Here is a 23,970-nt window from a genome sequence, read left to right on the forward strand (position 1 = left end):
ATGCCAAGCCCAAAGAGAATTGGAAAAATCGAGTTCGGCCTGCTCTCCCCCAAGGAGATCCGGGAGATGAGTGTCAGGAAGATCATCTGGGCGGATACCTATGATGATGACGGCTTCCCGTATCCCCAGGGTCTCATGGACCTCAACCTCGGGGTCATTGACCCGGGGCTCCGGTGCAAGACCTGCGACCAGAAGGCAAGTGACTGCCCGGGACATTTCGGGCACATCGAGCTTGCCAAGCCGGTCATCCATGTCGGCTATACACGGCTGATAAGAAAACTCCTGCGTGTTACCTGCCGGTCCTGTGGCCGGCTGCTCCTCTCCCCGGATGAGGTCGAAAAAGTGGTCGGGACCGACGAGGATCTTACCGGCGATCAGATCTCAGAGAAGGATGTGAAAAAGGAGCGCGTCTGCCCCCACTGCGGCGAACAACAGCTCAAAATCAACTTCGAGAAACCAACCACATTCTCGGAAGTCATGGTCGAAGATGGCAAGAAGGTAGAACATAAACTCACGCCCGCCGATATCCGCGCGCGCCTGGAAAAGATCCCGGACGAGGACCTCATCCCGCTCGGCATCAACCCGAAGGTCGCCCGGCCCGAGTGGACCATCCTGACCGTGCTCCCGGTTCCCCCCGTCACGATGCGACCGTCCATTATCCTTGAGAACGGGCAGCGGTCAGAAGATGACCTCACCCACAAGCTCGTGGACATCATTCGTATCAACCAGCGGTTCAAGGAGAACCAGGACGCCGGCGCACCCCAGCTGATCATCGAGGATCTCTGGGAACTGCTCCAGTACCACGTCACCACCTACCTCGATAATGAAGTCGCCGGCTGCCCGCCGGCCCGCCACCGCAGCGGCAGGCCGCTTAAGACCCTCTCCCAGCGACTCAAGGGAAAAGATGGCCGGTTCCGCGGTTCGCTCTCGGGTAAGCGTGTGAACTTCTCCTCCCGTACCGTCATCTCGCCCGACCCCAACTTATCCGTTATGGAAGTGGGTGTTCCGCGTGCAGTTGCAAATGAGATGACGATTCCCGTACGGGTCACCTCGTACAATATCGAAGAACTCAAGCAGATCGCGAGAAACGGCCCGCTCCGGCCCGATGTCAATGCACCCTGTGGCGCAAACTACGTTATACGGCCGGACAACCGCCGCCTCCGCCTGGGTGCGGACAACCTTGATACGGTCGCCGACATGATCGAGCCGGGCTGGACGGTCGAACGCCAGCTCCGCGATGGCGACATCGTGCTCTTTAACCGTCAGCCCTCGCTCCACCGCATGAGCATTATGGCGCACCGGATCAAGGTCATGGAAGGCCGGACCTTCCGGCTCAACCCCGCAGTCTGCCCGCCCTACAACGCCGACTTCGATGGTGATGAGATGAACCTCCACGTTCCCCAGACCGAGGAGGCTCGTGCAGAGGCATCCATCCTCTGTTCCGTGCAGGAGAACATCCTTTCGCCACGGTTCGGCGGCCCGATCATTGGAGGCATCCACGACCACATTTCGGGCATCTTCATGCTGACCCATGACATGCGCTGGTTCACCAAGGAAGAGGCGCTCTATCTGTTAAAGCCTGCCAAAATCGAGCATATGCCCCCTGCCGGCAAGGCCGACAAGGGTGTCGAGTACTGGAGCAACAAGCAGGTATTCTCGCAAATCCTCCCGACCGCGCTCAACATGGTCTTCAAGGCCAGTTCCTGTCAGAACTGCGACACCTGCAAGAAGGAACTCTGCGAACGCGATGCCTATGTACGGATCATTGAAGGCAAGCTCGAATCAGGAACCATCGACAAGAAGGCAATCGGTGCATTCGACGGGCAGATTGTCAACCGTATCATCCGGCAGTACGGCATGCGGCGAGCCGCGGAGTTCATCGACCAGGTGACCAAGCTCTCCATCCGCGGGATCATGATTGACGGGTTCTCGTTTGGTATCGATGACGAAGACCTCTCCAAGACCGAGTACGGCCAGATCGATGATGTGCTGAATAATGCCGCACTCGATGTCTCCCGCAGGATCAAGATTTACGAGGACGGACAGCTCGAACCGATGCCCGGGCGTACTGTCGAGGAAACCCTTGAGATGCAGATCATGCAGGTTCTCGGGAAAGCCCGTGACCAGACCGGTCAGATTGCAGGCCGGCACCTTGGTCTCGGGAACAGCGCTGTCGTGATGGCAGTCTCCGGTGCCCGTGGTTCGATGCTGAACCTGACCCAGATGGCAGGTTGTATCGGCCAGCAATCGGTGCGTGGAGAACGTATCGTCCGTGGGTATGATGACCGTACCCTCCCGCACTTTAAACGGGGTGACCGGGGTGCTGATGCACATGGATTTATCGCGCACAGCTACAAGGGCGGCCTCAACCCGACTGAGTTCTTCTTCCATGCAATCGGTGGCCGTGAAGGTCTCGTGGATACGGCAGTCCGTACATCCCAGAGCGGGTACCTCCAGCGCCGGATGATCAATGCGCTGCAGGACCTCAAGGTTGCCTACGATGGCACGGTCAGGACCACAGGCGGCCGGATCATCCAGTTCCAGTACGGCGAGGACAGCACCGACCCCACCAAGAGTGCATTTGGTGACCCGGTCGATGTCAAAGGTATCGTCGAAGCAGTGCTCAAAGAGGAGGTCTGAAGATCATGGTTGCTGACAAATACGACAAGAAGATTGAGGCAGCCGATCTTCCCCAGAAGACCAAGGACCAGCTGCGCACCTTCCTTGAGAACAAGGATATCACTGATGCACAGTTCAAGGAGGTCCTCGAACGGGTCGTCAAAGAGTACCTCTCCACCCGTATCGAAGCCTGTGAGGCGGTCGGTGTGATCGCTGCTCAGTCGATCGGGGAACCAGGCACGCAGATGACGATGCGTACCTTCCACTATGCCGGTGTCGCTGAAATCAACGTAACGCTGGGCCTGCCCCGGCTCATCGAGATTATGGATGCACGAAAAGAGCCCAGCACCCCGACCATGACCGTCTACCTCGAACCCGAGTACGGCATTGACCGGGACAGGGCGCGTGAGGTCAGCTGGCAGATCGAGGCGGCACCGCTCCATGAGTTCGGGGACATCACCACCGACATGGAGAACATGCAGGTCGTCGTTCACCTCAACATCAAGGTCTGCGAAAAGCGCAAGATCTCCCCTTCGGAGATCATGGACGTGGCGCCCAAGAAGATCCGCGACCGCCGTCACTACCGCGACTTTGAGCATGACATCGATGAGGCCAAGGCCACCCTCACCTTTACACCGAAGGACCGGGAGAGCTACCAGAACCTCTTCCAGCTGGCCGAACATGTGCGCAATGTTATCGTGCAGGGCATTGACGACATCCTCCGTGTCGTCGTGAGGAAGGAGACCGGGGAGTATATACTTTATACTGAAGGATCCAACCTAAAAGATGTCTTTGACGTTGCTGGTGTGGACACCACACGGACCCGCACCAACAACATCAGTGAGATCGCCCAGGTACTCGGTATCGAGGCGGCCCGGAATGCGATCATCCACGAAGCGCAGTCTACCCTCAACGAGCAGGGTATCCTCGTGGATGTCCGTCACATCATGCTCGTTGCGGATATGATGTGCATGGAAGGCGAGGTCAAGCAGATCGGCCGTCACGGTATTGCCGGCGAGAAGGAGAGTGTGCTCTCCCGCGCCGCATTCGAAGTGACCGTCAACCACCTGCTGGATGCCGCAGTCGCAAACGAGACCGATGAACTGAGCGGTGTCACCGAGAATGTTATCGTCGGCCAGCCCATTCAGCTGGGCACCGGCGATGTCAGGCTCGTAGCAGTCGCCAAACAGCGTGATAACTAAAGACCACTTAAAAAAACCAACCCCCTTTCAAGGAGAATTGCAGATGGATTTTAATGCTTCATTGAGAAGAGCGATCAAGACCGGAAATGTTATTCTCGGTCAGAACAACACGGAAAAATGCATAAAAGAGGGCAAAGCCCAGATGGTTGTCGTTGCGGCAAACTGCCCGGAGAACTTTAAAAAACAGCTTGGCTCGTACGAAAACCTCTTTATCCACACGTTTGAGGGCTCAAGCGTGGCGCTCGGCAAGGCCTGCGGTAAGCCGTTCATGGTGAGCACCCTTGCGATCGTCAGCCCCGGCGAGTCAGATATTCTCTCCTTAAAGAGGACGGCATGATATGGTCGAAGTCAAACTGACCGAAGACTGCATGCGCCTGATCTCCCAGTTCGAGTCGCTGACCGGCGCGGGAAGCCGCGACTGTGTTATTGATGACCGGAACGAGAGGCTCATCTTTGTCGTCAACCCCGGGGACATGGGGCTTGCGATCGGCAAAAAGGGAGCCTCCATCAAGAAGGCATCCGAAGTGATGGGCAAGAAGATCGAGGTGGTGGAATACAACAGCAACCCTGAACAGTTCTTAAAGAACTGTTTCCTTCCCGCACAGGTCACCAGCATTGTCTTTACCGGAGAACCCGGTGCACAGGCAGCCACTGTCGAGGTCCGCGACGAGGACCGGGGTATTGCGATCGGTAAGGACGGTAAAAACATCTTCAAGGCAAAGAAACTAGCCCTGCGGCAGCACAATATCGTTGATGTGCAGATCCTCCAGAAACCGGTGGATGGCGCACCAGATCCTGCCGAGCAGTAATCTTTTTTTCCCTTTCCGCGTTTTTAGCGCAGGGTTAACCCTTTTAATCTGGCAGAGTCCGCACCTGTATCGAGCCCGCGCTCCTGAGAATTCATCTCCAGAGTACTATGGTAAAAACGGATGACGGGCTTGGAGGGATTTGAACCCTCGACATCCGGGTTAGAAGCCCGGCGCTATGTCCAGGCTAAGCCACAAGCCCTCGCAGTGCCTCTTATGTTCGTTTTCCGGGCTAATTAATCTGCGTTCTCTCCAAAGCCCTAGGGGCCGTTTTGGCCGTACCATGCCACCCATAAGGATGGAGATCTATGGGGGGAAATAAGGAGAACTCTATCCGGCCATCAGCCGGCATGGTAACACGACGACTTGAGCACTTCTACCGCGGTCGGGGAATAGATCTTCTCCCGGAAGACCTCGCGGACCACAGAAGAGAAGCAGTACTTCACCTGTACCCGGGCAGACATCCGTTCCCTCTCCTCATAATAGTTCCCCTGGGAGTACTCCACAATCCGCTTCATGGAGATGGCAGACGAGAGGAGATCTACGCAGATACCCGAATCTCCCGGTCCCAGGTCTTCCGCATCGGTGGAGGTCAGGAAGATCTGGACATCCGGCCCGGGCTCAACGTTTGCTATGGTCACGATATTCTGGGTGCTCTGGATCTCGATGGTGCGCGGTCGTCCTGACCGGAGGTCACGGATCAGGTCTGGCGAAATTCCGGTTAATGCAGCACACTTCATGACAGGTCACCCGTACATTGGCAGATCTTTTTTGGGCGTTGTATCATCAGCGGACTGCTGGACCTCTTCGGAGATCCGATGCATGCTCTGCTCGATCTCCTCGGCCTGTTCAAGGAGCGGCTTGACATCCAACCCGAGGTTGTACATCTTGTTGAGCACCTCGATGGTGGCCGCGGAGGACCTGGGATCGGGCGCATTCACGGTCTCGCCCAGGAGGCCGTACCCGGGAATGTTCCGGATCTTGCAGCCCGTCAGGATGCTGGAGGCGATCCCCGAGATGCTCCCGATGGGGAGGATCAGCGTGTGATCCTGGATTCTCGTTAATGCCTCGGTTGTTGTCGCCACGCCAAAGACCCTTTTTTCCGGTTCGTTGGTGACAATCCCGGCAATGGTGAGCACTTCCTTTGGCCTGAGGGGGGCCAGCCAGTCGAGGATGCCGGTGGAGATCTCGTAGCAGATCATGGGGTGGATGGGGATATCGGCAACGATGGCGGCGATATCCTTTTTCATATACAGCCTGACGGGATCGTTGACCACGCCCTTGTTCATCATGGCAAGCGGGGGGAAGTACCGGGAGGTCATGGTGCCCACGAGATCGAACTCGAGCTGGTCGACCATGTACTGGAGGGCAATCGTACCGACAAGCCCGCTCCCGGGGAACCCCATCAGTACCGCGGTGCCTTCTCCGGGCGGCGGGTTGGCATAGATTGTGAGGTCCTGCGATGCGTTTGTCGTCATTAAGTTAACATACACGCACTACCTAAAAAAGTAGTATGCAGGAGTACCCCATCAAGCGAGGCCTCACCAAAGATCTCGAACAACGCGTTGCCGCAGAGCTCAAAACCTGTTTCGGGGTCGAGCCGGAGAAGACCGGAAATGCATACCGGATCCGGTACGGTGCCTTAAAAAGACTGGAGGCAATCCCCGGCGCCGGAGGGAAAACCTTACGGATTGACACCGAATCCGACATCTCGGTGAACGATGAAGTGATTATCGATACCAACAAGCGTTTCAGGAAGTTCCTGGATGCGGTTACCGGTTTTTCCACCAAGGAGCGGGTGAAGCGGGCAAAGAGTGTAGAAGGAGAATAAGCCTCCACTCCGCGCACTTTTTTGCTTCCTGTATGTTCGGGGCGGCTCGTTACCGGTTTCCATGGTCTCTTTTGTCTGCGATCACTGTGGGAAGTGCTGCACAAGCATTGGCGCGTACATTAAAATCGAGCGCCAGCTCTCGGAGCAGGACTATTACTGCAAGAATACGATTACCGGCGAGGTCTTCCCGGTGCACGTGGCACCGGAGTTCGCGGAAGAGATCGATGAAGACTTCGCATCAGGTTCCGCCGCCTCCCGGCCGGGCTGTATCTTCCAGCGCCGGAACCCGAACGGCCCCGGGCAGGTCTGCGCTATTTACCCCACCCGGCCCCGGCTCTGTCGGGAGTTCCGGTGCTACCACATGGTGATCTTTAATCCCATGGGGCAGTCTGTGGGCCGGATGGTGGGGCGGACGGATATCCAGACCTCGGATCCTGTGCTTGCACGTCTATGGAATGAAGAAGTCAAACCCCAGCCCGGCCCGGCAACTCCCTGCAGCGATCCTGCGTGGGTAAGCCGGGTTTGTACGATCCTTGCCGGGCATGGGTACAGAGGGGAGATGGTGGAAGGCGGGAATCGGTGATGGCGCGATAGGTGATCTCTTTTAACGGAGACCGAGGGATTTTCCTGACTATACTCCCTCGCCACCACCGCCTCCCTCTTCGCGCTCCATTTTTGAGGGAAGTAAGTGCCGGAAAAAGTTTCCAGCAACCCCCTTGCCCTGCCGTGCCCCATGAAGGGCCCTGAGGCGGAGAGCCCTCGTTCTGTTTTATGCGCGATCAACTGATGTATCTTCTAAAGCACACACCCGTTGTAAAAAATAAGAAAAGAATCTTACTCGATCACGATCGCCGGCTTGAACGGCAGTGCCGTGGCCCCCTTGGTATGACCACTCGACTCCGCATCAGCGATGTGGACCGGGACTCCAAACTCATGTTCGAGGAATGCCTGGGCCGATTCGAAGACTGCCCGCTCATTCACAGATTCCTGTGCAAGAGGGGCGACCACATGCGGGGGCAGGCGGTGGATGAGCGTGGTGCACTGCTTGGCTGCATCGGTGGCCTCCTTGCCCCGCTTCTTCATGTTCTCATCCTTCATGATCTCCTTGAGCACCGTGTTCCGGTCGCTGGACTTTGCGATGGTCTTGAAGACCTCGTGCTTCCATTCGGGTGCAAGCACAATGGTGATGGACTTGGGTGTGATCTGGATGAGTTTCTTAATGGACTCGACATCTTCCACGGTACGGGCAAGGAGTTCTTCCGCAAGCTCGATCCGGGTGTTGACCAGGTTCTTATCCGCCACCGGCCAATCTGCAAATGAGACAAGATCTTTGTTGCCGAGCTCCTTCCAGAGGTGCTCTGAGGTGAAGGGGATAAAAGGTGCAAGGAGCCGGGTCCAGACCGAACAGAGGGTGGTCAGATCCCTGCTGCCATCGCAGTTCCCGGGCAGCCGGCGCCGGTACCACTTCAGGTCGGTCTCGATCCCAAACGATGCTTCCTGGAGCGCCTGCCGGGTCTGGAAGTTCTCGAGCGCCGCAGTCATCTTGGCAATGTGTTCCTGGAGCCGGCTGATCAACCAGCGGTCGATATCCTGCGGCTCACCGCCCGTGTCCTTGATCTCCATAACGGTCGAGTAGAACCGCTCGATCTGCTTTTTCGTGGAGAGGACGAGCTCGTTTCTCCAGTCAAAGTCCTGCCAGGGTTCGGCGCTGCCGGTCAAAAACATCCGGACCGTGTCGGCCCCGAACTCGCTCACGGCATCTTCGAGCAGGAAGACGTTGCCCTTCGAGGAAGACATCTTGGCGCCATTCAGGAGACCCATGCCGAATACGACCATCCCTTTCGGGAGTTTGTCCTTGGGGAAAATCGTGACATGGTGGAAGATCTGGAAGGTGAGGTGGTTGCTGATCAGGTCCTTTGCCGAGAACCGGTAGTCATACGGGTACCAGTACAGGAACTCCTCCCTCATCGCGTCCAGCTTCTTCTTTTCGGGAAGGTCGGGCGACTTCTTCCCGAGGAATATATAATCGAAGACTGCCGGGGTGAGGAGCTTGGGATCAATCTCGCGGATCTTGTGGGCGATCGTGTAATACGCCATGTAGACTGTCGAGTCGGAGAGCGGCTCGATCAGCTGGGCCGGGTCCCACGGGAACCGGGTGCCCAGTCCCACGCGCCGGGTGCAGGCCCAGTCCTTGAGCCAGCCCACGGTCCGGTCGAATTCGGCCCGGACCTCGGGCGGGACGAGCGCCATATCATTGATGTGAGCTCCGGTCTGCTCCTTCCACGCGGGATCGCTGTACTTCAGGAACCACTGGTCGTGGAGGATCTTGACCTTGACCTTGTTCCCGCACCGGCAGACAACAGGCCGCTGGTCGAACTCGTACATAACGACCGAGCTGTACTTCTCGCACATCTCCTGCGCGACATCCTCCCGGGCAACCCGGACCGGTTTCCCGCCGTACTTCTCGAAGAGTTTTCCTTTTGAAAACTCCGCGGAGTAGATCTCCTGGGTAAGAGCATCCATCCGGCTGTCCATCTGGTGCCGGATGCCGGCTTTTTCCACTGCGTCCTGGGCAGGGACTTCGCCATAGCCCTCGACCTTGATCAACGGGATCGGCTTTATCTGGGTATATTTTCCCTGCTGCTGGAGGTCGCGGAGCGCGATATAATCAAACGGGGCATGGGCAGGCACGCTCATGACCATGCCGGTCGCCATATCGGGGTCCACGAAATCAGCCGGGAGGATCGGGACAGTGCCGCAGAGCGGGTGGGTGACGGTCTTGTCGATGAGGTCCTTTCCGGGGATCTCCTCTTTTACCTCTACGGTGTGGTCCTGCAGCATCAGTTTTTCTGCGGCTTCTTTCGAGACGATCCATGGCTTCCCATCGATGACAGCCCGGACATAGGTCACGTTCGGGTTCGCCCAGAGATTGGTGACCCCGTGAATGGTCTCGGGCCGGAGGGTAGCGGTGGGGATAAAAGCATCGCCGTAGTGGAACATGACGAGCGTGAACTTGATCACCTCGGCCTTGTCCCCTTCGAGTAAATCGTGGTCCCCGACCGGGTTCTCGTCAACCGTGCAGTACCGGACCGGGTGGGCCCCCTTGATCACGTGGCCGGCCTCGTACAGGTGCTTCCATTGCCACTCGACGAATTTGCTGTAGGTCGGGTCAACCGTGATGAAGCGCCGGCGCCAGTCGATCGAGAGACCGCAGGAGGTCATCACGCGCTGGTACTCGGCCGCAAAGTGCTTGACAATGGTCAGCGGGTCAGTAAACTCTGCGAGTACGTCCTGCGGGACCTTGTACAGGTCGCGGTACAGATGGACCGTTTTCGGATCGTTTCTGGCAATTCTTTTCGAGATCCCGACCACCGGTGCTCCCGTGACGTGGAATGCCATGGGGAAAAGTACCTGTCTGCCCCGCATCCGCCAGAACCGTGCGATCACATCGGGAGCGATGTAGGTACGCCCGTGGCCGACGTGCATGGCACCGCTCGGGTACGGGAATGCGACCGTTATGTAAAACTTTTCGCGATCAGAGGGGTTGGACTCGAACGCCCGTGACCACCGCTCGTGTGCATCCTTTTCGAATGTGCCCAGATCAAATTCGCTCAAAACCCTTCACCTTCTTCTCCAATTATGGGTCGTGCTTCGTTAAATTCCTCCGGTTATACCGGCCGGAGCCTGATTGTCTCGTTGTTCTGGTAGCGCCGGAGCATCTCCTGCGCAATGCTTGAGTTCTTCGCAAGGCTGATCTCGCCTGTATCGTTCACTGTTGCGGTGAAGAGGTACTCCTTGCCGGCAAAGACGTCCACGATCTTACCGCTCTGGTCCGGGGCGATAATCACGAGTTGTTTCTTATCGGTCTGGATCTTGATCCCGCCGCCCAGTGAGATCTCACCTTCGGGCTTTGCTGCCGGCTGGGCGTGCTGGCGTTCGAGGTCGGACCGGGGCTTGATATCGATCCCTATCCCGATCTTGTTGACGATGGCTGAGACATTCTTGCCGCCTTTGCCGATCGCCGCCGGGACATCCTTGTCGTCTATGTACACCACAGCCTTGGTGTCACTGATCATCTCGACATCCACCGCACCGTCCGTGTACCGCCCGATCTCGCGCTGGATCTCCTTCTCGTTGAGTTTCCAGCCGGGCCGTTCTTCTGCCTGCGCCCGGGGGGTTACATCGGGGATGGAGGCAAGGGAACTGCCGGGTTTTCCCGCCGGAAGGCCCGGCTGGCCGCTCTGGGCCGGCACGGCCTTTGCCGTGGGTGCGGGGGCTGCTGCCGGGGTACCGGGGATGACCGGCATGACGATGGTCTGGCCGTCGTACCGGAAGACATCGAGCACGAGGGTGCCGGTCTCGATATCGGTCACGGTGGTCACGGGCTGGATATGCATCTCGCTTCCCATGCCCTCTGGGACCTTGATGGTGAACCCGACATCGTAGACCCTGGTGACCACGCCCTTTTCCAGGAACACGATCGTGTTGATGATCTGCGAGAGGACCGAGAAGTCCTCGCGGTCGGAGAAGCGCTGGAGCGCGTCCTGGACGCTGTTCGCGTGGATCACGCCGACCATGCCGAGACCCGCAAGCCGCATGTCGGCAAAGACCGAGAAGTCCTCGCTCTTGCGCAGCTCATCGAAGATCACGAAGTCCGGGCGGACCAGCATGAGAACGTCGGCTGTATTGGACATGCTCCCGTCAAGCATCGTGTACTGGGTGATCTGGTCAGGCACCTGGAGTTCACGGGGCGCTTCCATGGTCTTGACCACAAATCCGCTATCAGAGAGGTACGTTGCAACGCTCTGGGCAAGTGTGGTCTTTCCGGCGCCGGGGGAACCGGCGATGATAAGGCCACGGCGGTCAGAGATAATCCTCTTCTTGATGAGATCCGCCTTTGCGTAGGTATCCAGCGTTACGTCCACGATGGGCCGGACGGCGGTGATCTCCATACCGTCCGAGAAGGGTCTCCGTGCGATCGCGATCCGCATGGAACCGATCTGGACAACGGTGATGCCCCGTTTTTCGACCTCGATAAACCCGTCCGGGTCACGTTTTGCCCGTTCGAGGATCTCCTGGGCAAGGTTACGGAGCTCGTACTCGCTCACCGGCTGGTCACGGATTTTGACCAGTTTCATGTCATTGATCGTCCCCTTCTTTGCGGACGGGGGAACCCGCTCCTTGAGGTATACGGCAATGGTATGTTCGTCAAAGAACTGGTCGATCCCGAGCGGGACAAAATCAGTAATCTGTGGTTTGAGGTAGATGACATCGAGCCCTTTTGCCCGTGCCACCTCTGCCTGCACATTGTCGCTGGTAATGAACCGTGCAGCATTCTCGATGGCGATGCCCCTGATCATCGAATCGATCTCTCCGCCGCTTGCGAGCTTGACCTGCTCGAGTGAAGGGCGGACACCGGAGAATTTGAGTTCTATCGTTTTTTCCTCGGCCATCCTGCAGAGTGACTGGAGTTCGCTGAGGCCCGAGAACCCTATTTCCCGTCCGTTGTTCGCCTGGGCCTCGAGTTCCGCGATGACCGCTTCGGGGACGATTATTGTTGCTCCTTTATATTCACCGGCTTTTATCATCGATGTTATGCGCCCGTCAATAAGGACGCTCGTATCTGGTACCAGTATCATAAAATATTGCTCCTCTCATATGGTATGCTCTTGTATTTGATGCAACGATGGATCAGATCGTTGATACGGATACTATGAGGCGTTGGGGTTTATAAGGGGTTCGGGGGAGAAAGAGTAAAGAAAAAGTACAGCGGGGGCACTCAATGTATCCTGTCATCTTCACGGTTTTGGGCTCCCTGACCCACATCTTAAAGAAAATGCGACTCTACGGGATAGGAGGGATATTTCCCTGCGCATCGTTCCCGCTAAAAGATGTCTGTACACTTTGTACCTATGCGACCCCTTACCTCTCCTCCACAAATTTCCGTACATAATCAGCATGGACGACCATATCCACAATATCCGGTTTTCACGTCATAAAATTTCAGGGAACCCGGCTATTGATTTTGGCAGAACCGGCAGGGTCGTATGCAACCATTTTACAGTTTGTACCAATGTGACCCCCTCCCTACCCGATCAAAACCAGCTACAAAATTATGTCATTTTTATGACGATAAATTCCGGCAAAACCGGGTAAAATGCCATGTGGGGGTCACACGATCCAAAAGTGATCGGGTCGCCGTATATGGGGGGTGGGCGCAGGGTACACTGCTTCTTGCCGGGCCCTGGCCGGGTGTAGCAGTTCCCGGTATGGACTTTGTGCCGGAAGGGGTAATGGGGTTTCATGAGCATGTCCAAAAAGTAAACTGCAAATTTTTTTTCACTTATCGCCAGTGTTAAGATCAAAAAGGGAGAAAACACCTTCATACAACCCTCAGGAGGTGAGCGGAAATGTTTGATTGGTCTGTATTCCTAAACATTATCATCGCGATTCTCCAGGCGATCGTCCACGTCCTGCCCGCCACATAATGCGGTCGTGCGGGATTGCAGGGATCGGGAAGGGCAGTCGGCCCGTCCCGGGGGAATCAACATTCCGGTATACCGGACGATTCCCCCACCTGCAGGCCTATTATTTCTCCTTTTTTTGTCACCCGGGCTGGAGCCGGTACCGAATTATCATTCTTTTGTCGGAATAAAAAAGAAAATTCAATAAGCAGGGCCGATCAACCGATCTACGCTTCAGGCCCATGGCTGTAGTCTGGGGTGATGGTCTCGTATTCCGTGCCCTGTGTGTCCCTTTGTGGGACCGGACTGTTGCAGGAAGAGGAGGTGATGGCGAATGGCAGTAAAACGGTGTCCCCGGTGCAGGACAGATAACCCGGCGATCTACGATCACTGCATGAACTGCGGTGCGCCACTGCCTGCCATTCCGGAGCCGCAGGGATTCCGGCCCTATATCGCCCCTGTGGTCGTTGTGGCTATTGTGATCCTGGTGACGGTCTTTATTCTTGTCCCGGCTATCCACTACTCCATGGCAGGCGGGCAGATCCTCTCAACTGCCATCAGCGGCGTCACTGCCACGCCAACCCCGATTCCTCGCTACCCACTCGATCAGCCTGCCCGCGTTGGTGACCTCCAGCTCACGGTCACCGACGCCCGCCCCGGGATTAACCAGTTCAACAGCCAGCGGTTCTATACCGTTACGGTCTCGATCCAGAATTTTAACGCTACGGATATCTATACCCTCTCCGCAACAGACTTCATCCTCACCGATGCCAGCGGGACGTATTATAGTCCGCTGGGTATCCAGTCCAAGACCACCTACGATGCACTCCCCGGCACAAACCGTCTTGCAGATCTGGTCTACATTGTCCCGCTGAACGTCACCGACATGCGGCTGCTTTACACGTTTCCCGTTGCCACCGCTGCGCCCGGGCTGGGCAGGACCGAAGTTGCGTTTGTCCTGTAAGGCAGTCTCCCTGCTTGCGTTCGGCAGCGTTCTATTCCCATCCGCGGTGCAGAGGCAGGGCTGGCTCCAATAGCCCTCATGCCCAACCATGAACCTTTATTATCCGGTAACAAACCTTACTCCATGCATGTCCGATCCGGTCAGGCAGCACTGGCCGCAGGCGCTCTCCTCCTCTTCGTAGCGCTCATATTTGCTGCCGGCTGCTCCGGTCCGTCCCCGGGTTCGGTGCCTCCAACACCGCTCTACACCCCGCAAACGACCATCCTGATCAATGGCGGGGGCGTCAACCCCCAGATCATGGTGATCGACAAGGGAGTGACGGTCACGTGGCTCAACCTGGATATGGGCATTCATACCGTCACCTCCGATCCCGGCGATCCCGACTCCTTTACAACGCCCCCTCTCACCAATAACCACCGGTATCAGTTCACCTTTACCCTCCCCGGCACATACAGTTACCACTGCACGGACAATCCGGCGATCAAAGGAACGGTCATTGTCCGGTCCTGATCCGTTTGCGAAAAAAGATGGTGTTCCCGGATCAGAATCCGGGGGAACTAATGAGGGGGGATTTGCTCTTTTCCTAGCTCTCTGCTTACTTGATCTCGATCCGTTCGCCGGTCTCCATGTACTGGACATTCTCGGCCATCTTGCAGGCATGATCGGCGCAGCGCTCCAGGTACCGGGCGATAATAATGTAATACGTGGCCTGGGTGATGGTCTTGGGATTCTCCATCATGTAGGTGATCGCCTCGCGGAAGATGGAGTGGCGCAGGGCGTCAATGGCATCGTCCCGGGCTGAAAAACCATCCAGTTTCCTTGTGTTTTCTGTCTCGTAGGCAGTGATCGCATCCTCAATCATCGCAAGCACATACTCCGACATAAGGGGGATGCTCATCATGTTGGCGATATGGGGTTTCCCGGAGATCTCGTGGACAATCTTTGCGGTGGACTTGCCATACCTGCCGATCCGTTCTGATGCCGCGATGATCTTGAGCGAGCAGACGATCATCCGCATGTCCTTTGCCACGGGCTGGTTTAAGGCGATCAACTGGTAGCAGTTCTCCTCAAGGGCCACGGTCTTTTCCCGGAGCTGGTCCTTGCGTGCAAGAACCGTGGCCGCGAGCGCGGCATCCTGGTTGATGAACGCCTCCTGCGAATCCTGCAGCATCGAGAAGGCAAACCGGGCCATGGCCGTGACCGCTTTTTTGAGGTCCTTGAGTTCTGTGTGGAATTTGTCAGTCATGGTTCCCCTCACCCGAACCGCCCGGTGATATAGTTCTCTGTCAGGTCTTCGTTCGGGTGCTCGAAGATCGTGGTCGTTTTGTCGAACTCGATGAGCTTGCCCAGGTACATGAAACCGGTGTAATCGCTGACCCGGGCTGCCTGTTGCATGTTGTGGGTTACGATGATGACGGTATACTCCTCCTTGAGCATCTCGATAAGGTTCTCGATCTTGGCTGTAGCGATCGGGTCGAGGGCAGAGCAGGGCTCGTCCATGAGGATCACCTCCGGTCCCACGGCCAGGGTCCGGGCAATGCAGAGGCGCTGCTGCTGGCCGCCCGAGAGGCCAAGGGCGAAATCATTGAGCCGGTCCCGGACCTCGTCCCAGAGCGCTGCGTGGCGCAGGCTCCTCTCCACGATCGCGTCCAGTTCCTTCCTGTCGTTGATCCCGTGGACACGGGGGCCGTAAGCAACGTTTTCGTAGACCGATTTGGGGAAGGGGTTGGGCCGCTGGAAAACCATCCCGACCCGTTTTCTCAAGGCCACGACGTCCATCCCGTTGCAGAGCATGTCCTCGCTGTCGAGGAGGAGCTTGCCGGAAATCTTTACGTGGCTGATCAGGTCGTTCATCCGGTTGAAGCACCGGAGCAGCGTGGACTTCCCGCACCCGGAGGGACCGATCAGCGCGGTGGTCTTCTTCTTTTCAATCTCCATGGTGATGTCCTGGAGAGCATGTTTCTCGTTATACCAGAGGTTGAGGTTTTTGGTTGCAATAACACTTGAAGCGGACATGGATTATCCCCGTGCCTTTTTTGCATAGTGGTTCCGGATCAGGATCGCGACGGCGTAGAATGCCACGACCAGCATCAGGAGGACGAGCGCTGTCCCGTACTTGTTGGTCGAGGAGCCCGGGACATTGGTTGAGAGAATGAAGAGGTGATAGGGCAGCGCCATCACCGGCTGGAAGAGCGATGTCGGTAAAAAGCGGGTCGAGAAGACGACCGCGGTGAACATGATAGGGGCAGTCTCGCCGGCGGCCCGGCCAATCGAGAGGATCGCACCGGTCACGATCCCCGGGACCGCGGGAGGGATGACTACGTTTCTGATCGTCTGCCATTTCGTGGCACCGAGCGCGAGACTGCCTTCCCGCAGGGATTGCGGGATATTCTTGAGTGCCTCCTCTGTGGTACGGATCACGGTAGGAAGTACCATCAGTGCAAGGGTGATCATCCCGGCAAGAAGCGATACGCCAACGTCAAAGAAGAGGACCAGGAATGCAAAGCCAAAGAGGCCAAAGACGATCGAGGGCGTACCGTTAAGGAGATCGACACCGGTCCGGATGAGTTTCGTGATCCGTCCCTCCTTGGTGTATTCCACGAGGTAGACTGCCGCCCCGACACCGAGCGGGAGCGCTATCAGGATCGCACCGGTCACCAGGTACAGGGTTCCTACGATTGCCGGGAAGATCCCGCCGCCCCTGCCGAGATCGGTGGGGCCCTGTGTCAGGAAATTCCATGATATCGCCGGCAGGCCGTTGATGATAATATACCCGAGGATGATCGCAAGAATGGCCAGGACCGCAACAGTTGCCGCGGCGACCAGGGAAAAAGCAACAATCTCGGTATGACGCCGGGAGATCCGGTCCCTGAGGTAATGCCAGGTAACGACGGCAAGGACCATAAGAAGCGTCACCTGCCAGAGCCCGATGGCAAGGAAGAGGAGCGCAATAAGGGCAAAAATAATGAGCCGGAGGTGGGGGAGGATCTTCTCCTTAACCGGGGCAAGGACCGGAAGGGGGAGCCAGGATTGTTTCGCCCGGCCGGCCGTTCTGCCGTCCCGGAGATGGGAGAGGATGGCCACTGCGCTCAGGTTGATGATGAGCGTAATTAGGAGGAGCACAACCGCAACACCAAAGAGCGCATGATAGTGCTCGCTTCCGACGGCCACATCACCCATCTCTATCCCGAGGGTACCGGTCAGGGTGCGGATGGGCGAGAGGACGTTCCAGATGGGACTGGGGATGATGGCGGCATTTCCTGTCACCATGATCACGGCCATGGTTTCACCGATGGCACGACCAATCCCAAGAATAATCGCTGCCGCAATTCCCGAAAGGGCTGCCGGGACGATCACCCTGCTGATGGTCTGCCAGCGGGTCGCTCCCGTTGCAAGCGAACCTTCCCGGAACTCTTGGGGAACCGAACTGATCGCATCTTCGGAGACGCTGATGATGGTGGGAAGCGCCATGATCCCCAGCAGGATCGACCCGGCAAGCCAGGTCTGGCCGCTGGGGATGTTGAAGGTGACACGGATGAAGGTACTGAGGACGATCATCCCGAAGAACCCGTACACGACCGAAGGAATGCCGGCCAGCAGTTCGGTGGCAGGCTTGAGGAGGTTCTTTACGCGGGGGGAGGCGAGTTCAGAGATGTATATGGCACAGCCCAGGGAAAGCGGAACGGCAAAGACCATGGCTCCAAGAGTCACGAGGATCGTGCCGAGGATGAGTGCGGCAATCCCGTAACTGGGCACGGATGCAGCAGGTGCCCAGATCGTCCCGAAGAGGAAGTTGAATACTCCTACGGTCTCGAAGATCGAATAGCCGTCCCGGAACAAGAAGAGCAGGATGAATGCTACGACGATAACTGCAAAGAATGCTGTGACGAAGAATACGGATCTGACGAATCTCTCCCTGATGCGGGAGACTACGGCGGTGTTTCCCGGGAGATTTCCGACAGGTTTTTCTCTTTCTGTAATGGTTTGTCACCTCTCCACGTTACGTAAAAAAGGGGAGTTAGGGGATTTTGTCCTCAGTTCAGGGAAGAGCGACGTATCCCTGCGCAACGACGATCTGCTGGCCCTGTGGGCTGAGGAGGAAGTTGAGGTAATCCTGGGCAAGACCGGTGGGCTGGCCGTTGGTGATCATGTAGAGGTCACGGTGAATCGGGTAGGTCTTGTCCTTGACGGTTGCAACGCTCGGGGCGATGACGTGGCCGTTCGGGGTTATGATCGGTACAGCCTTGACATCTGAAGTGAGGTATCCGATAGAGATATACCCGATGGCACCCGGGGTTTGGGCGACTTCCTGCAGGACCGCCCCGTTCGAGTTGTCCTCATGCATGGACAGGGTGTCGTTGGTGTTAATCATGACAACCTGGTCAAAGTAAGTCCGGGTTCCGGAGGAGCTGTCGCGGCCGACAACCACGATCTGGTTGTTGGAGTTGGCTACACCTGCACCGGGGATGGATGACCAGGAGGTAACACTTCCGTTGTAGATCGATTTGACCTGGTCAAGGGAGATGTCCTGGATCGAGTTTGCCGGGTTGACGATGATTGCGATACCGTCATGGGCAATCGTGATGATGTTCATCTTGGGGTCCTGAGCCTGCTGGGCTGCAGTGACCGCGGCCGAACTCATACCGATATCCACTTTGTTGTTGATGATGGCCTGGACACCGACACCGGAGCCGCCTCCGGATACCTGGATGTTTACCTCCGGATGGTTCTGCATGTAGGCATCAGCGACTGCCTGCGCAATGGGCAGGACAGTGGTCGAGCCGGTCAGAGTAAGTGTCTGGCCGGAGGAAGCTGCTGCACTTGTAGCCTGGGTTGCCGTGGCAGTGACCGCAGCCGGGGGTGCGGCAGGTGCCGCTGTGGCAGCTGCCGTTACCGGGGCAGTGGCAGGAACTGAATTTGTTGATCCGTTGCTGGTACAACCGGCAACAAGGAGCGATACGAGAAGCAGTGCCGCGAGGCATGCCGTCACCAAGAGATATGAACTCCGTTGGGCTTTCATGGTGTTCGTTCAAGAGATTATCCCGGGCTCATATACAGTTTTTCGACATAGACTATACGAATATATATGTGTATATTGTAGGAATAGAGAGTAGTGTATACATCATAGTTCTCTGGTGGGCGGGGAACAGCATCCGGGTCCCGGTATCAACCGGGCGCTCATTAATCATGAGGAACCAGGTACGCCGCATACCGCCGGCCAAACCGGGATGGTAACGTTACCCTGAGGAGAGGATACCTTTTTTCCTGTCATCCAGCTTATTCCCGGTTTGTGCAGGTACAGGCAGAATCACACTGGGTGCAACCTTCACCGCATGGCTCGATATGTATCGTCACCTTTGCCCGGGGGTACTCCACGAGCAGATCAGCCTCGAGATGATCCGCAAGGTCGTGGGAACGGGTGACCGAGATCTCGCCGGGCATCACCAGGTGGAACTCGATAAAGATATCCGGGCCGGATCGCCGCGACCGGAAACCGTGGTACCCGGCATACTGGCCGGCATGTGCACAGATGATCGCCTTGATCCTCTCTTCATCCGGTCCGGGTAGGGACTGGTCGATCAGATCAGCAAACGATCGTTTCAGAAGACCTGCTGCGGCATGCAGGATCACGATCGCGACAGCAATGGCGATGAGCGGGTCGAGCATCCAGTACCCGGTGAAGTGGATGATAATCAGCCCGGCAAAGACCCCGAGCGAGGTGTAGATATCCGTCCGCAGGTGCCAGGCGTCGCTTTCAAGGGCAATAGACTCGGTCTGTTTTGCTACCTTCATCAGCCGTGAGGAGACGTACCAGTTTGCGAGCACGGATATTCCCATCACTGCGATACCAAAGGCGAGCAGTCCTGGTTCAAACTCCTGTACCTGGCCGCTCGCCAACCGGAGGACCGCTTCAACAATGATAATGACCGCTGCGATCACGATCAGGAGTGCCTCTACAAGGCCGGAAACGTCCTCGAACTTTCCGTGCCCGAAGGCGTGGACGGCATCGGGCGGCTCCGCGGACTTTTTCACGGAAAAAAAGGCGATGACCGCGGCGAGCAGGTCCATGGATGAGTGGATGGCCTCGGAGATGATGCTCACCGAGCCTATCGCAAAGCCCACGACAAATTTCAGGATCACCAGGCCCGCATTGGAGATGACCGAAAGGTGGGCGGTCTGTACCTTGAGCCGGTCTGCCTCAGCCTGTGTGTTATTCCCGTTCATTTCTCTTCACGTGGGTTTGCCTGCCAAAAGAATGGATGTTTTGGCCTGGCCGGTCCGGGCGCATCAGTGCCCTGTCTTCCCGTATACTTTTTCCGGGTCAAAGACCTTCTTCCCGATCGTTGTTCCCTCAAGGGTCCGGTAAAAGCAGCTCTGGTATCCCGTATGGCAGGCAGCACCGGTCTGCTCAACCTCGTAGATAAGGCAGTCCTCGTCACAGTCCACGAGGATCCGGACCACCTTCTGGAAGTGCCCGCTCTCCTCGCCCTTCTTCCAGAGTTTCTTCCGGCTCCGGCTGTAATAATGGGCAAACCCGGTGCTCCTGGTCAGGTTCACCGCTTCCTCGTTTGCATAGGCCATCATGAGGATCTCCCGGGTTTTTTCATCCTGCACAATGACCGGGATCAATCCACCTTCGTCGAATTTAAGGCAGAGCATGTTATGCGCCACCGGTTACGATTCTCATGAGGGTAAAGAGGAAGTCCCCGAAGACGATCGCTGTGATCAGGCCTGCGGTAATCGGGAGGATGAACGGGACGGCGTACGAGATCCAGACCTTTCCGGCCTTTTTGTAGACCCCAAGCTCCGTTTCAAACTCATCCGGGTGCTCCCGCAGGTCCTTGGTGTATACCCTGCCTTCGTCGGAACGCATACGGCGCAGGGACTCCCAGAACCCGATGAATTTCCGCTCTACTTTCCCGCTCTTCTCGGTAAAGTCCTCCATCACAAATCCCCAGGCGTCCTGGATCTTCTCCCCTTCTACGGGAAACCCAAAAAACATGTACTGGAGTGGGGCCCGGTTCTTCCTGACCATGTTGATGAGGAAGATTCCCAGCGGGGCGAGCAGGTTGAGGATCAGCGCATTGATGAGGACGGAGAATGCGAGGAACCCTATGGGAGAGGCGTCAAAGAGCGGCGTTATGGGAAATGTCGGGATGCAGAACGCGATAAAAATGAGAGCCCAGGCATCCGCACCGCCGAAAAGACGCATCTGCCCGAAGATATAGAAGACCCCGCAGAAGACTGCAGCAAGCGCAATGTAAATGCCTGGAACGCCCCAGCTTCCGCTCCCGATCATGTAGAATGATGCTATTGCAAGAATGACTACCACAAGCACGAAATACCAGCGGCTCAGCACCTCTTCAACGTTTGATTCCCGCCGTGACTCTTTTTTTGCCTGCTTGGCCGTGAGCCGGCGTTCGGGTTGTTTTTTGTATTCCCGGTAGGTGACATAGCCGACAAGGCCCGCAAACATCACGTACCACGGGATCAGCTGCAGCTCGGGCACGTTTCCTCTCGAAAGAGCCGGGAGGATGAACCAGGAGAGTACCGGGAGTGCCAGGACGACTCCGATATAGGGGAGCCGGAACGGAGTTCCGGGCTCGTGATTATCAAGATAGTCCGCGTACAGGAAACTGGCTACCAGGGTCAGGTACCCGAATATCAGGCTGATGTTTCCGGTCTTCTGGTAGAAGAGCACAATGGTGGCCGCCATTCCTATGGCAAGCATGGGGTACCAGGTCCTGAAAGGAACACGCCGGTCCCTGATGTCCAGGTACGATGCATAGACAAGGGTGATAAGAACGGCAACAGCCGAGATCACGATCGGGGAAAATATCATAAGCAGAGGTACCGTTATATTTCCTACCACTTATGCGTGGCGCTCTCCTGCAGGATTGCCGGGCGCCTCTTTGCGTGGAATACCGGGTGAAGCGGTTCTCCCGGTCGATGATGCACGTGAGGATACCTTTGCAAATATATAATATCCTCGTTGTGAATACATGAATGAGGGTAATTAACGCGCAATCCGGGGGAGAAGTCCCGCTTTCCCGCCCCGGATTGTGCAAACGGGGACTATTTCATGGATCTGCAGGAGCTTCTCGACAACATTCTGAAAGGGGCTAAATATCTTGGCACCTTCTCTCTTACCGAGATGCTCGGGTTTGCAGCCTCCCGGCACCTGAGCGCTCTTGCCGTGTCAAAAGAGGGGTCCCGGCAATATTACCTTGCATTCCTCAACGGTGAGCCCGAGGGTGCTATCTATCTCGACGCCGAAGGGGCGCTTTTTGGCGACAAGGCGGTCGTGTATATCCGTGAGGGCAGGCAGTATGTCCTGTGCGATGTAAAGCCAGAGATCATCGATGCCCTTGCCATGGGATGCCGGATCTTCGAAAAAGGGCATCTCCGGAAGAACATCACGTATGCGGTTCCGGAGATCGGGAAAAAGAGCGAGGGCATCGGGGTGATTACCCTCTCTGTCCTCCGGGAGAAAGAACCCCTGAACGGTGTACGTGTTTCCATCCGGAAAGACGGCAAGATCGTGGGCAGCGATGTCACTACAGGCAAGGGGGAGGTTAGTTTTCGGGTCATGTACGGGAACTATACCTGTACCGTCCAGGACCGCTCGCAGGTAGTGAGGCACTTTTCGATCATTTTTGATGAATCACACACAACCCATGTCCTGGATCTCTGATGGACCGTTTTGCGGAGCAGACTCTTGTTTTTCGTCGCGATTTTATCCCCGGGCCAAGACGAAATCCTTTAATTATATAATAGCAGATTGATCGCTTATGAAGATCGGACGGGAAGACTTCGAGGCGTTGATCAAGGGTGAGAAGGACATCACCCCTTACATCGAGATGGATCCGGTGGCAGGTACCTACTCGGTGTTCGGGGTGAAGACCGCAAGCAACCCCAACTACCTTATTAAGGCAATCTACGAGATGTACGAGGGTCACCTGAACAAGAAACTCGCCGTAAAAGCGGTCCGGAAACTCTTCCGTTCGGTTGGCCACGGTTCAATCGGCCTGTATAATCTCCTCAAAAAACTCGGGCTTGAACTCTCTCCCGGTGAATTTCTTATGCTGGTCTTCAAGCTCCAGCACCAGCAGGGGTGGGGGGCACCGTTCGAGCTTGTTGAGCAGAGCGAAAAAAGGATCGTGCTGCGCACGAAGCACACCTTTGAGGCGGAGATCCTAAAGGACTGGAAGATGCCGGTCTGCGGCGTCCACATGGGATGGATTGAGGGCGTACTGACCGCGGTTACCGGCAAGAGCTGGTATTGTCTCGAGCGCAAGTGTATCGCAAACGGGGATGACTGTTGCGAATTTGTCGCTGACCAGGTGGAACCCAGCTGGAAGTTCAAGGCACAGGCCGTGGTCAAAGGGGACTCTGCAATCACCGAGTTCATCGATCACCGGCCGATGGAAGGGACGATCAAGCTGATCGATGACCCGGTGGTGATGATGCCACGGTTTGTTTTCACGTCCATGATGAGCTCCTTAAAAAAGACCATGGGGGAACTTCCGGCAGGTGGAGTAAACTACCGGGCCTACATGGACATGGGCAAGGAAAACGTCGAGCATTATAAGAAAATGGGCATCACGCAGCCGAATACACTTTCCGACATGGCATTCACGTTTTATTCCCAGATGGGCTGGTTCAAGCTCGTAAAAAGCGAATGGAACGAGGCGAAAAAGGAGAAGACCATCACGCTCGAACACACGGTCGAGTCCGAGGCTTTCGGCACTACCGGCAAAAACGTCTGTTACTGCACTGCGGGACTTCTTGCCGGCATTATCGAGGGATCGTTTGGGATCAGGGTCCAGTGCCGCGAAATCAAGTGCAGGTCAAAGGGCGACGAGTATTGCGTCTTTACCGTGACCAACAAACCCGAATAACCCGGGGTGCAGGCCACCCACTAGGGTGTGTGATTCCGACCCGACGCCTACCGGAATCTCCTGTCCGTCCCGATATCCACAAATCTTTTTTGAGGATGATCGCTCTTGGATTCAGGATTATTATAAAAAAAGAAAATCTATATTTAAATACTCCTGTCTCGTATTCTTAACCGGGATAATCC

The 23,970-nt window shown here is 56.4% G+C and carries 21 protein-coding genes and 1 tRNA gene; 10 read left to right on the forward strand and 12 right to left on the reverse strand.

The window, feature by feature from the left end; genetic code table 11:
• Genes VMS83_RS08610 through VMS83_RS08625 form a run of 4 tightly spaced genes read left to right on the forward strand, consistent with a single transcriptional unit; the run spans nt 1 to nt 4,630 of the window.
• Nucleotides 1-2,640 (forward strand): DNA-directed RNA polymerase subunit A', encoded by a 2,640-nt coding sequence (locus VMS83_RS08610; RefSeq protein ID WP_325411825.1) that lies wholly within the window; start codon nt 1-3, stop codon nt 2,638-2,640.
• Nucleotides 2,641-2,645: 5 nt separating this feature from the next.
• Entirely contained in the window at nt 2,646-3,821 is a 1,176-nt protein-coding gene (gene rpoA2 / locus VMS83_RS08615) for a DNA-directed RNA polymerase subunit A'' (protein ID WP_325411827.1), read from the forward strand.
• 43 nt (nt 3,822-3,864) lie between these two features.
• Nucleotides 3,865-4,158: a 50S ribosomal protein L30e gene (locus VMS83_RS08620; RefSeq protein ID WP_325411829.1), complete on the forward strand. Its 294-nt coding sequence runs from the start codon at nt 3,865-3,867 to the stop codon at nt 4,156-4,158.
• A 1-nt stretch (nt 4,159) separates the two neighbouring features.
• Entirely contained in the window at nt 4,160-4,630 is a 471-nt protein-coding gene (locus VMS83_RS08625; protein WP_325411831.1) for a NusA-like transcription termination signal-binding factor, read from the forward strand.
• Between the two features lie 124 nt (nt 4,631-4,754).
• On the opposite strand, the gene VMS83_RS08630 is transcribed toward VMS83_RS08625, so the two are convergent.
• The 3 genes from VMS83_RS08630 to VMS83_RS08640 all read right to left on the reverse strand — a co-directional run bounded on the left by VMS83_RS08630 (nt 4,755) and on the right by VMS83_RS08640 (nt 6,105).
• A tRNA-Arg gene (locus VMS83_RS08630) sits at nt 4,755-4,829 on the reverse strand.
• Nucleotides 4,830-4,968: 139 nt separating this feature from the next.
• Nucleotides 4,969-5,367 carry a DUF473 domain-containing protein gene (locus tag VMS83_RS08635; RefSeq protein ID WP_325411833.1) on the reverse strand — a complete coding sequence of 133 codons (399 nt, stop codon included), beginning with the start codon at nt 5,365-5,367 and terminating at the stop codon, nt 4,969-4,971.
• Between the two features lie 6 nt (nt 5,368-5,373).
• Nucleotides 5,374-6,105, reverse strand: a complete 732-nt coding sequence (locus tag VMS83_RS08640; protein ID WP_325411835.1) for a proteasome assembly chaperone family protein — start codon at nt 6,103-6,105, stop codon at nt 5,374-5,376.
• Nucleotides 6,106-6,140: 35 nt separating this feature from the next.
• On the opposite strand from VMS83_RS08640, the gene VMS83_RS08645 reads away from it, so the two are divergent.
• Both VMS83_RS08645 and VMS83_RS08650 read left to right on the forward strand, forming a co-directional pair.
• Nucleotides 6,141-6,458: a DUF5611 family protein gene (locus VMS83_RS08645; RefSeq protein ID WP_325411837.1), complete on the forward strand. Its 318-nt coding sequence runs from the start codon at nt 6,141-6,143 to the stop codon at nt 6,456-6,458.
• Nucleotides 6,459-6,519: 61 nt separating this feature from the next.
• Nucleotides 6,520-7,041 carry a YkgJ family cysteine cluster protein gene (locus tag VMS83_RS08650; RefSeq protein ID WP_325411839.1) on the forward strand — a complete coding sequence of 174 codons (522 nt, stop codon included), beginning with the start codon at nt 6,520-6,522 and terminating at the stop codon, nt 7,039-7,041.
• Between the two features lie 251 nt (nt 7,042-7,292).
• Here the strand turns inward: VMS83_RS08650 and leuS are convergent, their stop codons facing one another.
• Nucleotides 7,293-10,073, reverse strand: coding sequence for a leucine--tRNA ligase (gene leuS / locus VMS83_RS08655; RefSeq protein WP_325411841.1), 2,781 nt, complete (start codon nt 10,071-10,073; stop codon nt 7,293-7,295).
• 53 nt (nt 10,074-10,126) lie between these two features.
• Entirely contained in the window at nt 10,127-12,097 is a 1,971-nt protein-coding gene (locus tag VMS83_RS08660) for a PINc/VapC family ATPase (RefSeq protein ID WP_325411843.1), read from the reverse strand.
• A gap of 1,159 nt (nt 12,098-13,256) precedes the next feature.
• Here VMS83_RS08660 and VMS83_RS08665 point away from each other — a divergent pair.
• Nucleotides 13,257-13,886, forward strand: coding sequence for a DUF4352 domain-containing protein (locus VMS83_RS08665; RefSeq protein ID WP_325411845.1), 630 nt, complete (start codon nt 13,257-13,259; stop codon nt 13,884-13,886).
• Nucleotides 13,887-14,009: 123 nt separating this feature from the next.
• A complete protein-coding gene (locus VMS83_RS08670) occupies nt 14,010-14,396 on the forward strand; it encodes a cupredoxin domain-containing protein (RefSeq protein ID WP_325411847.1) in 387 nt (128 codons plus the stop codon).
• A gap of 85 nt (nt 14,397-14,481) precedes the next feature.
• Here VMS83_RS08670 and phoU read toward each other — a convergent pair whose 3' ends face one another.
• From phoU to VMS83_RS08705, 7 genes are all read right to left on the reverse strand, one after another.
• A complete protein-coding gene (phoU, locus tag VMS83_RS08675) occupies nt 14,482-15,132 on the reverse strand; it encodes a phosphate signaling complex protein PhoU (RefSeq protein ID WP_325411849.1) in 651 nt (216 codons plus the stop codon).
• Nucleotides 15,133-15,140: 8 nt separating this feature from the next.
• A complete protein-coding gene (gene pstB, locus VMS83_RS08680; protein WP_325411851.1) occupies nt 15,141-15,902 on the reverse strand; it encodes a phosphate ABC transporter ATP-binding protein PstB in 762 nt (253 codons plus the stop codon).
• Nucleotides 15,903-15,905: 3 nt separating this feature from the next.
• Nucleotides 15,906-17,807 (reverse strand): phosphate ABC transporter permease PstA, encoded by a 1,902-nt coding sequence (gene pstA / locus VMS83_RS08685; protein WP_325412007.1) that lies wholly within the window; start codon nt 17,805-17,807, stop codon nt 15,906-15,908.
• A gap of 118 nt (nt 17,808-17,925) precedes the next feature.
• Nucleotides 17,926-18,906: a phosphate ABC transporter substrate-binding protein gene (locus VMS83_RS08690; protein ID WP_325411853.1), complete on the reverse strand. Its 981-nt coding sequence runs from the start codon at nt 18,904-18,906 to the stop codon at nt 17,926-17,928.
• A gap of 257 nt (nt 18,907-19,163) precedes the next feature.
• Entirely contained in the window at nt 19,164-20,111 is a 948-nt protein-coding gene (locus VMS83_RS08695; protein ID WP_325411855.1) for a cation diffusion facilitator family transporter, read from the reverse strand.
• Nucleotides 20,112-20,174: 63 nt separating this feature from the next.
• Entirely contained in the window at nt 20,175-20,546 is a 372-nt protein-coding gene (gene hisI, locus VMS83_RS08700; RefSeq protein WP_325411857.1) for a phosphoribosyl-AMP cyclohydrolase, read from the reverse strand.
• 1 nt (nt 20,547) lies between these two features.
• A complete protein-coding gene (locus tag VMS83_RS08705; RefSeq protein ID WP_325411859.1) occupies nt 20,548-21,729 on the reverse strand; it encodes an A24 family peptidase C-terminal domain-containing protein in 1,182 nt (393 codons plus the stop codon).
• A 240-nt stretch (nt 21,730-21,969) separates the two neighbouring features.
• On the opposite strand from VMS83_RS08705, the gene VMS83_RS08710 reads away from it, so the two are divergent.
• Both VMS83_RS08710 and VMS83_RS08715 read left to right on the forward strand, forming a co-directional pair.
• The gene (locus VMS83_RS08710) at nt 21,970-22,581 is read left to right on the forward strand and encodes a hypothetical protein (RefSeq protein ID WP_325411861.1); all 612 of its coding nucleotides are present in this window, start codon (nt 21,970-21,972) and stop codon (nt 22,579-22,581) included.
• 97 nt (nt 22,582-22,678) lie between these two features.
• Nucleotides 22,679-23,788, forward strand: coding sequence for a V4R domain-containing protein (locus VMS83_RS08715; RefSeq protein ID WP_325411863.1), 1,110 nt, complete (start codon nt 22,679-22,681; stop codon nt 23,786-23,788).
• Nucleotides 23,789-23,970: the final 182 nt, after the last annotated feature.

The sequence above is a fragment of the Methanoregula sp. genome (assembly GCF_035543475.1).
Taxonomy (GTDB): domain Archaea; phylum Halobacteriota; class Methanomicrobia; order Methanomicrobiales; family Methanospirillaceae; genus Methanoregula.